Genomic DNA, 13,059 nt, shown 5'->3' on the forward strand with positions numbered 1-13,059 from the left:
AGACAGTATCCATAACGAAATGAAAACAGTGTAAAGCGTATAGGGAAGGTAAATCTGTCGGGATACACCCGACCGATTTTTCGTTAATGCTCTGGCAAAGTGGACCGCCCAAAGCATAACGACAACAGCAATTGCGACGAGAAATATCGCAATGAAGTTGTTAGACATTATGTTGATGAGGTTAGGCATTTTCCGCCGTTCTCGCCTGTCTACGCATTTTTATAATTCTCTTGTTGTAGTCTCTGAAGCTACAGTGTTCAAAGGCTTGGCTCATTGGCCCTGTAAAAACGATTCCTTGATATGTTGTAAGTTCTGTTCCCTCGACCTTTTGCTGACATATAGAGACGTAAGGCAGTGTCCCTTTACTGTCGTTGTTAACCGAACCATAGAAAGCCAATATCGATGGCTGTTCAACAATGGTATAAGCCGCTTCTAAACCGATGTCAGCCAATTTAACTGTCAGATATTTAAGGGTTAAATAGAGAATGTGATTCAATTTCTCTCGTGGACCCCCGATCGCCATTCGGATGATTTCACACACTGATCGCTTTTGTGTGATGGTTTGCAATAGCGAATAATCAAACGCTGCAATAGAGCCAAGGTTTATTTTGTTTTTCAGTGGCTTAAGGAATATCCCTGATCTCTCCAATGTTTGGATTTTCTCATTAGATGCGATCAGTGTCCAACTTTCTGTTTGGAAAAATGGATCGAATGTTAGCCAGTTATCTCGGTGTTGCCATCGTTGAATAAGTGCTGTTGAAAGGAGTAAGGGGGGGGAATTGTCATTCTCTTGATAAAGAATGAAGTGCTCACCGTATGCAGAGACATCAAGGTAGTAAAGCATCTCGTACCAGTGTTGCTGTTTGACAAAAGTCTCTAAATTTATCAGTACGTTAGCCAATGATAGCTTCATTGGAACAGGAGAATAATTGGTCAGGAATAGACGTTGATCATCTCGAATATCCGTAACCACTTCGTATCGATAGCGATCATTGTCTGGCGCTGTGTGCGATTTCCCCCTTAGCATAGAAGAGTGCTTTACGAGATGGTTTTCTGCTTCTGAAATAAGCTGGGATACTTTAAATGCTGCCCAACAACCTAGGATGTCGCCATAAAAAGCAAGGGCAATTCTCTCGATGGAGAGGAATATCTCGGGAAGGTTACGAAACGGTGTGACGCCAGTGATGGATCTCGCTGTGTCGCATGTCAACGTCGTGAAAAGGTTCCCTCTCGATTGAGTACTTGGCAGTGCTTTAGTGATTTCGTTTGAGCGATATGAAACGATTCTCTCGAAGAGATCGAATTGATTGGTAGAAAACATATAGTCATTAACCAGCTCCAAAAAGGCATGATTGTTTTGCTCAGAAGGCGAAAGCGTTGCCATCTTCTCAAGTTGGCATTGAACTGACAGTTTTGAAGTTGCAGGGGTTTGTGTCGCCATAGTGTCGTACATACTGAAATCCTCGACATTGATTGTTGAAGTCCAGATAAGTGTACGATCTATGTATAGCGGCTATTTGTCGTTGTTGGCTTGTGACGCTATATTGAGAAAACGTTGTTAGTGGGCTAATTACTCATCTAACCTCTGTCCGTAAAACTCATTAGCTCTGAAATAGTGTAAGTACCTACCTAAGAAATTTTAAAAACAGCCAATATTTAAAATAGCAATGCGAAAATCTTAAAGTCAGCATTGTTGCCCATTTTTAGTGGTCGGAATACGGGTTGCTACTTTATATAATATGATTTTTCATTTTTCATTTTGCAGATGCACACGAATTTCCTGAATATTCATTTTTCAAGTAAATGTGTACTGACGGCTTGGCGGCTGCGACATTAATATTGGATGCATTGCAAAGAAAGCCCTGCACAACAGGGCTTATAGTATGCAGCGTGACTGTTCACCGTTACGCACTTTTGGCAACGTGAGAGGATAATTCCTCAATGGGGGTTGGGGGAGAGATATACCCAAAATAACCATCGATGTTTGTGTCGGAGAACAACTTCAATTGCTGCTGATATTCTACGGCTGACACAATCACGTCTATCCCAAGACTCGATGCCATTTTTATCATAAGTTTAAGTAGAAGATGGTTGTTGTCGTCGTTACTGTGTTCTAAAAATGAGTGATCTAACTTGATGAAATCAGGTTTCAAAGATCTCAGGTAACTGATCGAGGACAAGTGTTGCCCGAACCGGTCTATCCCGAAGCGGATGCCTTCTTGTTTCATCATCGCACACGCTTTTTCACAGTCGTTTAGATGCAGACAAACCAATACCTCGGCAAATTCAAAGTAGATACGGTCTTTGAGTTTTTTTTTCGAACGTTGTTGATTGTCCATGATATTACCTTCAGATCTTTGACGCTGCTGGGCGTCAAATTGATTGAAAGTGGTGGAAGGGTTTCGTCATTTTTCAATATGTCTATTGCGAGTAATATGACAGATTGGTCAAACGTAGTAGAAAGCGAAAATCGTGAAAGGTCTGAAATTAAATTCGATGCAGGAATAGATTTATTGTTCAGTTGAATATGAGCGTACACTTCATAGTGTTGGGTTTGATGTGACGATTTGGACAGGATGGGCTGAACCATCAAACTGAAGGCTTCGCTATTAACGGCTTCCTCCAGTTGTGTTTTCAATGTTGTCTGTGAAAATTCATGCTCAGTTTCGGAAAAGTGAAAGACAGCTTGGAAATTTTCTGCATGTTGTAAAGCGTCATTGGCTCGTAAGAGTATGGACGAGACGGTATCAGCAAGATAGCCTTTTTCTTCATCTTTGTTGTCTTTGGTATCGCGTTGTCGTGCTTTCCCTTTCTAAGGCTATCCGGGTGGGGGATACCGTCATGGTTGATAACCAATACGGTACCGTGGAGGACATCAGCCTAAACCACACGATCATTAAGCTCTGGAACTGGAAGCGGTTGATCATTCCCAGCAACAAAATGCTGTCTCTGGAGTTGGAGAGCTTCTCTTACAACGATCCTTACATTTGGATTCATGTGGAGTTTTATACTTCTTACGAAAATGATTTAGCGCAAGTACGACAGATGGCTATTGAGGCAGTGGAAGACAGTCAGCATTTTATTTCACAGGATGCGCCCGCATTCTGGGTCATGGATCTTGATAAAGATGTTTATCAATGCTGGGTGGCGGGTTGGACTAATTCGGCTTCCAGAGCTTGGAATCTCGCCAGTGATATTCGTACTGGAATCGCAATACGTTTTCAGGCTGCGGGAATTAAGGCGCACAATTTTCAGGTCAAGATGGCGCCACATGATGGGCATGCCGAGCATGAATCCAAGATCCACGCGCTAAGCGGTTCTTGATGTCTACTCAAACGGTTTAGGTGTTGTCTTTCCTCTCTCTGTGGTTTTTCACGTTCTGATGCCGTTCTGTATAGGGTTGATTGTCGCTGATTTTGTCATTGCCTGTGGCTTTAACGGTTGGTGTCTCTTGCCGCCTTCCAAGCAGCCTCAGCTGCTTCAATGGCATTTACGGTCTCAACTGTCTTTGCGTGATTGTGCCCCTGCTGCGTTTTAGTCCTGTTCAAATTTCCGGCTGTCAGAAACGTGGGATCTTGCTTGTAAGACGAAAAGCGCTAAAATGAATACTGTATATATAAACAGTATATTTTATGACCATTATCCCTATTCTTGCTAGTGCCGGTATTACTGGCTTTGAGTCGCCAGCGGGCGATTATCGCCAATTGCCTTTGAGCCTTGATGAGCTGCTTGTCGAGCATCCAAGCGCGACCTTTATTGGTAAAGCGTCGGGTGATTCCATGCAGGGCGTGGGCATCTTCGATGGCGACATTTTAATCGTCGATCGGCACGTTACCGCCAGGGATGGTGATGTGATTGTGGCAAACTTAAACGGCGAGTTTATCTGTAAGCTACTTGATGTTTCGCGTCGCCTTCTGCTCTCGGCCAATGACAAGTATTCCTCTGTGGCCATCACTCAACACGACACCTTTACCATTGAGGGTGTTGTGATCCGCTCTATCCGCTGTCACCGCCAGAGTCCGCTTTTGTGTTCGCGTTAGTGGATGCCAATTCCTTTTATTGCAGTGCCGAGCAGGTGTTTAGGCCTGATTGGCGTGGCAAGCCAGTCATTGTGCTTTCTAATAACGATGGTTGTGTCGTCGCGGCGAACCGACAGGCGAAAGAGGCAGGCATAGAGAAATTCAAACCGTACTTTCAGGTTCGTGCCCGTTGTGAGGCGGCAGGGGTGATTGTGTGTTCGTCGAACTATGAGCTTTATGGCGATTTGTCTGATCGCATGATGCAGGTGATCGGGCGCTTTGCGCCTGAGCAGCATGTCTACTCGATCGATGAATCGTTCCTGTCGTTTCATCGGTGCAGTGCGGTGCTTGATTTACGTGCGCAAGGGCAGGAACTGCGCCATGCAGTATGGAAAGAGTGTCGGTTGGCGGTCGGCGTAGGTATGGGGGCAACCTTGACCTTGGCCAAAGCGGCTAACCATGCAGCGAAAAAGTTACAGGGTTACAACGGTGTCTGCGTGTTGGACTCGGAAACAGAGCGTATTGCGGTGCTTTCGCACATGGAAGCGGGGGATGTGTGGGGCATTGGCCGAAAAATTGCCGCGAGGTTGAAGTTACAAGGAGTGAATACCGCCCTGCAATTGTCTCGCATGCCACTTGGCCTTGCGCGTAAGGAATTTAACGTTGAAGTGGAGCGAACGGTCAGGGAGTTAAACGGCGAAGTCTGCAAAGGGTGGGACGTCGCCAGAGCGGACAAAAAGCAGATCTTTTCGACACGTTCGATGGGGGAACGGATACAGGATCAAGAATCGCTCCGCCAAGCTTTGTGTAAACACGCGGGAATCGCTGCTGCCAAACTTCGAGCACAAGGCTCGCTCTGTTCTGTATTGATGGTGTTCGCGGGAAATTCGCCGTTTGATGAAAGGCCCAAGAGCTTTAAGCAGATGCAGCATTTCTCGTTTCCGGCGGATGACACTGCGGTGATCACTTCTGCGGTGGCAACGATGGTACCGCAGTTGTTTCAAGAGGGCGTGCGCTATTACAAGGTAGGTGTCGGATTGCTTGATTTGGTAAATGCGAAGCACGTGCAGCCTGACTTGTTTAACTCGCAGCCCGGTAACCCAGCGTTGATGCAGGCGTTTGATGGTCTAAATCAACGCTATGGTACTGGCGCGGTGTTTATGGGCGCACAGGGAATCGATCCGAAGTGGGGTATGCGGCGTGAATTTTTGTCGCCCCAGTATACGACGTGTTGGGGCGATGTACCGTTGGTGAGATGTTGAGCGAGCAAGGAGTTGGCACTTGCCAGTATCATTGATGGAAAGATATGTTCTGGGGTAATTAAAGTCTTCAGGGTTGAGCGCTTCACTCGTCGCATGAATCATCAACTCATCGGTGGAGAACGTCGAACCTTTTGACCAAATGTTTGCTTCCAACCATGCAGTGCACTGCTCAGCTTACCTTGCACCTAGTGTGTAGTTTGGTAAGTACCCAAAATGATCCATCGGTCTAGCCTAAAACGTCTATTACAGATGTTGCTGCAACAGATGAACCTATTTCTTTGCGTATTCTTTGAAGCACCAATGGGTCCACACCCTTAATGTTGAGGGTTTACGCGGCCTATAATTTGGCATGGTTCTCAGTCGTTCAAACTCAACTGTGAAAGATGCCAACTGCTTTTCTTTGGGTAATACTTGCTTATTCCATTGTTCGCATAGGTAGCCGCCATAACCTGCTAGTGCGAGCTTGTTACGATTTGAATGCAGCCTTCCAAAGTATTTGCGCCAACGATAATTTTTGAACTCAGTAGATAGATGTTCAGGTATCACACGGCTAGGTGGCTCAAAGTTCATATTCCAAACGTCAACCACGACTCCACCTCGGGTTTTACCTTCTATGACGGGCATCGAAGAGAATTTGAGGGGGGAAGGAGCAAACATACCCCAGTGTTGATCAATGCGAAGTACTTTAGCGGGTATTGATACATGTTGAGGGCGTTTAATTTGAAACTGCTGAACACCGCTAACGTTGTAGTAAGTCACAATATAAAGTGCACCCAAGGCCACGCAATTTTCCACGTACCCAGCATGATCTTTTTGGTCGTTATAAGGCAGCAATCGTTCCGTTATTCGCCCCATCATGTGTCGATTGTCGGCTATCCAACGGTAGAGTTTATTTCCAATCTCTAACAGGGGTTTCCATCCCATCACAACGCCGATGGGTCTAAATAGTAGTGATACCCTAAACAGATATTGAACGCCATTCCAGTGAGTGTGTAAGCCACCTTGATGATCGCGAAGTACCCAACTGTTTTCCCGTTCCATGATCGGATAAATGTCTGGATTCTGCTGCGCAGGGTGTATTTTCACACTGTCTGGGAGAAGAAAGTTTCTTAGTATTAGGCAGGTTTTCTTGCAGAATCCGCAGCCTTCATCATAGAAAATAACGATGTCTCTCCGCTTAGGTTTGGCATTAAATTTGGCTAACCAGTCCCAACACACTCCCGGAATGAGTAAACTCAGCGACATAAAGTCGATAAATGGGAAAAGCACGATGTGGAGAGACAGAAAGAAGGCGCTGTGCATGACGATCAACAGTGCAAGTGTGAATAATCGCAATTGAACGTGGAAGATAGGAGAGAAAACCAGAAATATCGCAATGATTTCTAGATACCAAACAAAGTAAGTACCAAAGGTTAACAGTTCAGGAAAACCTCTCATCCAAACGGCAAATACAGTGGCGAGTTGTTCGATATGAACGGCGTAGTATGCGGCATCCATGGTGACTTGCCAGTCATCTGAGGTTTTTAATAATGCGGTGAAAAAATACAAATACATCACCTGAAGAAGAACGGCGACCGATACAATCGAAAAGTATCTGTGGTCATCAGGTACTGCATTTGCGTCTGTTTTATATCGACGATTTAGCGAGCTATCTATTGAAAATCTTGCACCAATAGGTAACAGGATTGCCCAAAAACACATAACCACGAGCAGTACGTCACCACCGGTTACAATCACGCTGTTTCGATTCAAGATAGAGAAAAGAAAAATCCAACTAATGAACGCCATGGTTCTGGATTTGTAGCCAACGAGGAGCAAGATAGCGACGAACGCAGCAATGACAAAAAGTAACGTGACGAACCAGTCACTACCATTCATCCAATAAAGTGAAAGTCGATACTCTGAGGAAAGCGCCATGGATGCAGTGCGACTAAGCAGCCCGTCATCAGTATAGAACGCAGAGATATCACGCGCTCTACTGATCAGATCAACCAGAATCATTAAGGCGAGACCGATACGGAACAATGCCAATGTACGTAAGTCGATACCGAATACTGTTTTAAAAGAACTCATCAACAATTCCAATGCTTACCAGTTATGCATGCGTTGAGTAAATAAAAATGGACATAACCAAAGTGTCACTCTTAATAATGGTATTTATTATAGTTGTTGCTGATCTGCTTTTATGTGCTTGATCTTATATTTGCTTGTGACGCTGTGGTGTATTTTTATTATTCCAATTTTCAATACTTTCACCCGATAGCTTAGGCTATTTGTACCCAAGAAAGTACTCCGGCAAAAATAGAGATATTTGCGGAATAAAAGTGATAAGAAGAAGCGCACCAATCAAGGTGATAACCCAAGGTAGTATTCGCTTGGCTATTTTCTCGAAAGGTATCTCTCCAACTTGGGCCGCCATAAAGAGATTTGCGCCAAGGGGTGGTGTCACGAAACCGATGGCAAGGGCCACGATCATCACGATACCGAAATGCACCAAATCAACGTCGAGTTTGGTGAGAATAGGCAGTAACACGGGTGTCAGAATGACAATCGAAGCGAGTGTTTCCAAGAAGGTCCCGATGATCAGGAGCAATACGAGTATCGCGATGAGGACGAAATATTTGTTTTCAGTGCTCGATAGAACGAACTGAGCAAGTTCTGTTGGGATCTTCTCTAGTGCGATGATGCGACCAAACGCCACAGATGCCCCGATGATCACGAGTACTGCGGAAACCAGCATGGCGGATTCCAGCATGATTTTAGGCAATGTCTTCATCGGAAGTTCACGATACACCAAGCATGAAACAACCAAGGCATACACCACGGCCACGGCGGATGACTCCGTTGGGGTGACAATGCCGCCATAGATACCGCCAAGGATGACAATGGGCATGATGAGCGCGAGTTTTGCCTCATTAAGAGCATGGAATATTTCTTTGTAAGTTGCGGGTTCGCGGCTCCGTCCCATATGCGCATGAGGACTTTGTCTGCGATGAAAATAGTTGTAAGTGATCAAGGTAATAGCAATCACGATACCGGGTAGAATGCCGGCCATAAACAATGCGGTTACGGATACGCCTGCCGCGACAGCATACACAATCATCACCACGGAAGGTGGGATCATTACCCCTAATCCGCCAGCACTGGCTACCATTGCGCCAGCATAAGCACGGTCATACCCTCGCTGAACGAGAGCGGGGATCATCGCTAAACCTACAGCCGCCACGGTGGCAGAGCCAGTGCCAGAAATAGCAGCGAAGAATAGGCAAGCCATGATCGTGACGGTACCCAAATCTCCTGGTGCGCGACCAAACAAGGTATCGGCAACGGCGATCAAACGTTTCGAAATTCCGCCTTTGCTCATGATATTGCCTGCGAGGGTAAACAGTACAACAGCAATCAAGGTAAAGCTGTTGATGCCACTGACGAGCCCCAATGCATACAAGTCAGGTTTTAGAAAAGGGATGTACATAATGGCGAGAAGAGATGCAGAGCCAAGAGCAATGCCAATAGGCACGCCGATGAGCAACATGCCAAAGAAACCGGTGAAGAGAATCAGAGAGGTCATGATGTTTTCTCCTCGCTGTTATACAGGCTCAGATCACCACGAACACCAATGTGGTATAACGAATAGAGCAGTCGCAAGCTACACAGTAACCCCGAAAAGATGATGGCAGCATAAAGCACAGACGTTGACCATTGTGTTGCTGATAGGGTTTTCCCGCGCTCGATGGCTTGCTGTGTGATTTGTACACCTAAGTAGCAAACCGTGACCGAGTAGATGAGGAAGATGGATTCGCTGATAAACATCACAATACGTTTTTTCTCCGTCGAGAACTTGTCGACAAAGTAAGTGACTCGCATGTGGCGGTGTTCACGAATGGCGTAACTGATACCAAAGTAAATGAGGTAGACGAAGCACAGCCTTGCGATTTCATTCGCGATAACGATAGAGGTTGAGAAGGCAAAGCGTGCAATCACATCAGCAAACACCAACACAATGATTGCGAAGAGGCTGGTGACGATGATGGTAGGTTCGAAGTACTTTTCGATTATCCGAAACATGGTGGATGAGTCTCCATGACAACCAATTTGAAACGATATCGGCACAGGTTAGGCATAGGGCGTCTCAATTTTTGAGAGACCCTATGCGCTATGCCTTAAGTGCTGTGTGAGCGAATTATTTTTGCTACGAGTTGTTTTGTTGTGTCGCCACTAAGGTTGAACGTTCGACATAAACTGGTCGTAGAAATCGCTGCCAACCTTTTTACGAATGTCCGCTTCAATCGCTGTGTTCATGGTTTTGCCCAACCGTTCGCGGTCTTCTAGCGGTAGGCTATTTACCTTCAACCCTTTTTCTTTCAATGCCGCCAACGTTTCGTTGTTTGCCTTCAAGGTTAAGTCGCGTTGAAGCAGTATGGTTTCCCTTGCCACTTCATCAATCAATTGACGGTCTTTTTCGTCGAGGTCGTTGTACCATTCAAGATTTGCCATCCAGAGTTCAGGCCAGTAAATGTGATTGGTCAACGATACGTATTCCTGTACTTCAAAAAAGCGCTCAACAAGCATGGAAGAGAGGGCACTTTCTTGTCCAAAAATCAGGTTTTGCTGCAGGGATGAATAGATCTCTCCCCATGCCAGCGGGATGGGCACTGCATCAACGGAGCGCCATGCACTGATTGCGATAGGGTTATCGGCGGAACGCATACGCAACCCTGCAAATGCCTCGTAACTATCAAGCGGTGCGCGATTGTTAGTAAAGCTTCTGAAACCCAATTCCATGAAACCCATGGATTTCAAACCACGTTTTTCCATGGCGCTTCCCAACGATTTTCCTGCTTCGCCATCAAGCACATTTCGTGCAGTGTCTTCGTCCGCAAACAACAAGAATTGGTCGAGCACAGCTAACTCATTCACTGTGGAAGATAAATGAACAGACGCGCCGGTTGCCATGGTGATGTTTCCGGATTGAACGAGCTCGGTCATTTCCCTCACGCTGCCGAGTTGACCGCCGGGATAGATTTCAACGTCGATATCCCCGTTAGAACGTTTCTCCAATTCTTCCTCAAAATAAAGAAGCGATTGATGAATAGGGGAAACTTCTGGCGTGGCGTGACCGATGCGAATGGTGGTATCTGCATAAGATGCGCTGGTGGAGAGTAATCCGGCTATGACGGTCATCATCAATGAAAGTTTCATGGTGTACTCCTTTTGTTCAGCCGTAGAATGATTTTCACTGCTTGGTATGAACAGTGTGTTGTTGTTTCCGAATCCATGTTCGTGTTCGTATTGTCGGTATCCGTGTTCGAGCGTTTTATTTTCTTTTGGTCTAATGAATAAACCGTGTGTCGATTAAAGTGCTAGGTTCTTACTCGTTCGAACTCAGCCCATGCTTGTTCAAAACGTTCAAAATCGAAGCTTTCTTCTCTTGCTGCTTTTAAAATAATTTGTTCGTTCCTGAGCAAGGTTTCGATGGCGTCAGCGAGCAAAGGAATGATGTCTGTTGGGATCACCACTGCGCCATGTCGGTCAGCATGTATTAGGTCTCCGTGTGACACGCTTAAACCGAAAACGCTGACGGGATCGCCAATGCTTTCGATATGCACAAACCCATGGCTTGGGCCAACAGAGCCAGCAAGAACGAGAAATTCATCGGGCAAGTCACCGAGATCACGCATCACACCATTGGTCAAAACGCCGCTTAGCCCAAACCCTTTGTGGACATTGGTGTTTATTTCCCCCCAAAATGCGCCGATGGCCTCAGGGAAATCCAAATCTTCTATGACGGCAAGGGAAGGGAATGGGGCTTCCGACATGTATCGGTAGTAGTCCATTCGCAGCTTCTTCACTTCATCTGCGGCCAATCTTGACGGTTCTAGTGCCGCTATTTGCGCGGTTTTTGCGTAACCCACAATGGCAGGACTTTCGGGCGCTGACGCTTGCAGTGTTCCCCGTGTGAAATCATTGAATCCGCGTTTTCCTTGGGCGACTTCGATGGCGTTACACACAGTAGGTGTATCCACACTGATCAGTAATTCATAGAGCGTTTTATCCATTAACTGTTCAACCATGCCGCTAGGGCGCGCGTGGTTGCCTCCGGTTGTTCGAGTGTAGGAAGATGGCCAGCATGTGCGATGACCACATAATCTGCGTGAGGGATGAGTGCCTTGATGGCATCATGTCTGTCTTTTGGGCATAGCTGATCGTCTTCACCCATTAAAATCAAGGTGGGAACATCAACATGCTTGAGCGTTTCTTGTTGATCAGGCCTGTCTCGCAATGCCAATGATTGGTTGACGAAGGCCGCTTCGCCGAGGCTTTTGGCCATGTGAAGACAACACGCTTCAATATCGGGGTTGGGGTGCTCTCGGTGAAGGTATTTGGGGATCATCACCTCTTGCATAACACTCAGAAGCTCCCCGTTGGCGACACGATCAAGATGAATCTGTCTTCCCGCTTTTACGTCGTCGATTTCTGCCCAAGGGTTGGTGTCCATGAACGCCAATTTACTGATGCGATCGGGCGCTTGTCGATAGACTTCCATCGCCAAGATGCCGCCCATTGAAAGGCCCGCCAGCGCAAACCGTTGAGGTGCAGTGTCGAGCACTTCCTTGGCAAGCAATGTCATTGATTTTTCAGAGAAAATATCCATCACGATAGTGTTTCTCTCTGATTGGAATGATTTAACCTGTGGCGCGAATAATTGTGCGTCACACATCATGCCGGGCAGAAACACCAAAGGCTCAAGAGAGGTAGCATTCATTATGCGTCACCCATCCACGTTAACCCTGCAGCATCCTGAGTCCGTGTTACGCGGAAAAGACTCGCTTCACCAGACACCTTCACGTCAAGGTTGTAATCTGTTCCTTCCGGCAGCCAAACCGTGTCGCCTGTGTTGAGGGTCAGTGATTCGTCTTCCCAAGCGAGCACCCAATGCCCGCGCATCACCATTAACACCACATCTTTTTCGGCAGTTTGTGCCTGCTGGTTGATTGAAGTGCGGGTAAGAAAATCCACCTCGAATCCTGGTCTATCTTTGACCAATCCCTTTTCGCCAATCACGTCCACAGGCTGTTTTGCGGCCATGGCGACCATATCCCAATAGCGCGCAACGTAATGCTTCACCACTGTCGCTGCATCGGGTTTAAGCAGACCGTTAAGCCATTCCGTCTCTGGTAAAGGCATTTCATTTTCGCCCGTTGGCAAGGCTTCATTTTTTTCTGTGTCGTACAAACGACCACTTTCACCTAACACCAACCCATGGGCATCGGCTGCGGCTCGGACGTGAGGAGCCCAAATGACGCCGCCACCTGCATTATCGCCACCTAAGATCGACATGATCATGCCGTAATCGCTGCCAATATTTTCAAATCCACGGAACATGCGGGTAGGAATGTTAAAGATGTCGCCTTCTTCAAGCACAACCTCACCGTCTTCTCCGGTTTCTCCCCAAAAGAAGCGCCAACGGCCTTTGAGCACAAAAAAGACTTCTGCTGTGTTGTGAGAGTGAAGAGAATTGAAGCAACGCGGCGGTTGGCCAGCAGCGCCAATGTTAAAACCCGGTGTCGCTTGAATATGAACGTGTTGGTCGGGACTTTCTGAAACACCACCACCAATGATGGTAAAGTTTTCTTTCTGATCAGAACCCGGTGTATGCGCGTCGATAAATGCAGAACGACACGGTATGAGTTCTCCAAACCTTACCCATTGCGGTTGTTTCATTTAGTACTCCTTGTTTGTCCTAGCAACCTCAGTTGAACCCAATAAGCTGCTCTGAA

The 13,059-nt window shown here is 46.5% G+C and carries 11 protein-coding genes and 2 pseudogenes; 3 read left to right on the forward strand and 10 right to left on the reverse strand.

Annotated features, from left to right (window positions below; translation table 11 throughout):
* Positions 1–181: 181 nt before the first annotated feature.
* The gene (locus AC3CIC_RS07425) at positions 182–1,453 is read right to left on the reverse strand and encodes an acyl-homoserine-lactone synthase (RefSeq protein ID WP_488515785.1); all 1,272 of its coding nucleotides are present in this window, start codon (positions 1,451–1,453) and stop codon (positions 182–184) included.
* Positions 1,454–1,904: 451 nt separating this feature from the next.
* Positions 1,905–2,590 (reverse strand): annotated as a pseudogene (locus AC3CIC_RS07430) (EAL domain-containing protein).
* A gap of 251 nt (positions 2,591–2,841) precedes the next feature.
* Between AC3CIC_RS07430 and AC3CIC_RS07435 the strand changes: the two are divergent.
* From AC3CIC_RS07435 to AC3CIC_RS07445, 3 genes are all read left to right on the forward strand, one after another.
* A complete protein-coding gene (locus tag AC3CIC_RS07435; protein ID WP_488515786.1) occupies positions 2,842–3,324 on the forward strand; it encodes a hypothetical protein in 483 nt (160 codons plus the stop codon).
* Positions 3,325–3,632: 308 nt separating this feature from the next.
* Positions 3,633–4,040, forward strand: coding sequence for a LexA family protein (locus AC3CIC_RS07440; RefSeq protein WP_371733623.1), 408 nt, complete (start codon positions 3,633–3,635; stop codon positions 4,038–4,040).
* The gene (locus AC3CIC_RS07445; RefSeq protein ID WP_488515787.1) at positions 4,028–5,281 is read left to right on the forward strand and encodes a Y-family DNA polymerase; all 1,254 of its coding nucleotides are present in this window, start codon (positions 4,028–4,030) and stop codon (positions 5,279–5,281) included. Before AC3CIC_RS07440 ends, AC3CIC_RS07445 begins: the two co-directional genes overlap by 13 nt.
* Positions 5,282–5,341: 60 nt before the next feature.
* Here the strand turns inward: AC3CIC_RS07445 and AC3CIC_RS07450 are convergent.
* The 8 genes and pseudogenes from AC3CIC_RS07450 to AC3CIC_RS07485 form a co-directional block, all read right to left on the reverse strand.
* A pseudogene (locus AC3CIC_RS07450) lies at positions 5,342–5,494 on the reverse strand (carboxypeptidase); the annotation flags it as partial.
* A gap of 57 nt (positions 5,495–5,551) precedes the next feature.
* A complete protein-coding gene (locus AC3CIC_RS07455; protein WP_488515788.1) occupies positions 5,552–7,354 on the reverse strand; it encodes a DCC1-like thiol-disulfide oxidoreductase family protein in 1,803 nt (600 codons plus the stop codon).
* Positions 7,355–7,550: 196 nt separating this feature from the next.
* On the reverse strand, positions 7,551–8,849 hold the full coding sequence (locus tag AC3CIC_RS07460) for a TRAP transporter large permease (protein ID WP_488515789.1): 1,299 nt from the start codon (positions 8,847–8,849) through the stop codon (positions 7,551–7,553).
* The gene (locus AC3CIC_RS07465) at positions 8,846–9,346 is read right to left on the reverse strand and encodes a TRAP transporter small permease (protein ID WP_488515790.1); all 501 of its coding nucleotides are present in this window, start codon (positions 9,344–9,346) and stop codon (positions 8,846–8,848) included. Before AC3CIC_RS07465 ends, AC3CIC_RS07460 begins: the two co-directional genes overlap by 4 nt.
* 150 nt (positions 9,347–9,496) lie before the next feature.
* Positions 9,497–10,480, reverse strand: coding sequence for a TRAP transporter substrate-binding protein (locus tag AC3CIC_RS07470; RefSeq protein WP_488515791.1), 984 nt, complete (start codon positions 10,478–10,480; stop codon positions 9,497–9,499).
* A gap of 161 nt (positions 10,481–10,641) precedes the next feature.
* The gene (locus tag AC3CIC_RS07475) at positions 10,642–11,337 is read right to left on the reverse strand and encodes an RraA family protein (RefSeq protein WP_488515792.1); all 696 of its coding nucleotides are present in this window, start codon (positions 11,335–11,337) and stop codon (positions 10,642–10,644) included.
* On the reverse strand, positions 11,337–12,044 hold the full coding sequence (locus tag AC3CIC_RS07480; RefSeq protein WP_488515793.1) for an alpha/beta fold hydrolase: 708 nt from the start codon (positions 12,042–12,044) through the stop codon (positions 11,337–11,339). The genes AC3CIC_RS07475 and AC3CIC_RS07480 overlap by 1 nt, the downstream gene beginning before the upstream one ends.
* A complete protein-coding gene (locus AC3CIC_RS07485; RefSeq protein ID WP_488515794.1) occupies positions 12,044–13,003 on the reverse strand; it encodes a cupin domain-containing protein in 960 nt (319 codons plus the stop codon). The genes AC3CIC_RS07480 and AC3CIC_RS07485 overlap by 1 nt, the downstream gene beginning before the upstream one ends.
* Between the last annotated feature and the right edge of the window lie 56 nt (positions 13,004–13,059).

The organism is Enterovibrio sp. QJM3NY_24 (assembly GCF_057786035.1).

Excerpts from the sequence above, each read along its gene's own strand:
- AC3CIC_RS07425 (WP_488515785.1), bottom strand. The coding sequence starts at position 1,453 with ATGTACGACACTATGGCGACACAAACCCCTGCAACTTCAAAACTGTCA.
- AC3CIC_RS07435 (WP_488515786.1), top strand. The coding sequence starts at position 2,842 with ATGGTTGATAACCAATACGGTACCGTGGAGGACATCAGCCTAAACCAC.
- AC3CIC_RS07440 (WP_371733623.1), top strand. The coding sequence starts at position 3,633 with ATGACCATTATCCCTATTCTTGCTAGTGCCGGTATTACTGGCTTTGAG.
- AC3CIC_RS07455 (WP_488515788.1), bottom strand. The coding sequence starts at position 7,354 with ATGAGTTCTTTTAAAACAGTATTCGGTATCGACTTACGTACATTGGCA.
- AC3CIC_RS07460 (WP_488515789.1), bottom strand. The coding sequence starts at position 8,849 with ATGACCTCTCTGATTCTCTTCACCGGTTTCTTTGGCATGTTGCTCATC.
- AC3CIC_RS07465 (WP_488515790.1), bottom strand. The coding sequence starts at position 9,346 with ATGTTTCGGATAATCGAAAAGTACTTCGAACCTACCATCATCGTCACC.
- AC3CIC_RS07470 (WP_488515791.1), bottom strand. The coding sequence starts at position 10,480 with ATGAAACTTTCATTGATGATGACCGTCATAGCCGGATTACTCTCCACC.
- AC3CIC_RS07475 (WP_488515792.1), bottom strand. The coding sequence starts at position 11,337 with ATGGATAAAACGCTCTATGAATTACTGATCAGTGTGGATACACCTACT.
- AC3CIC_RS07480 (WP_488515793.1), bottom strand. The coding sequence starts at position 12,044 with ATGAATGCTACCTCTCTTGAGCCTTTGGTGTTTCTGCCCGGCATGATG.
- AC3CIC_RS07485 (WP_488515794.1), bottom strand. The coding sequence starts at position 13,003 with ATGAAACAACCGCAATGGGTAAGGTTTGGAGAACTCATACCGTGTCGT.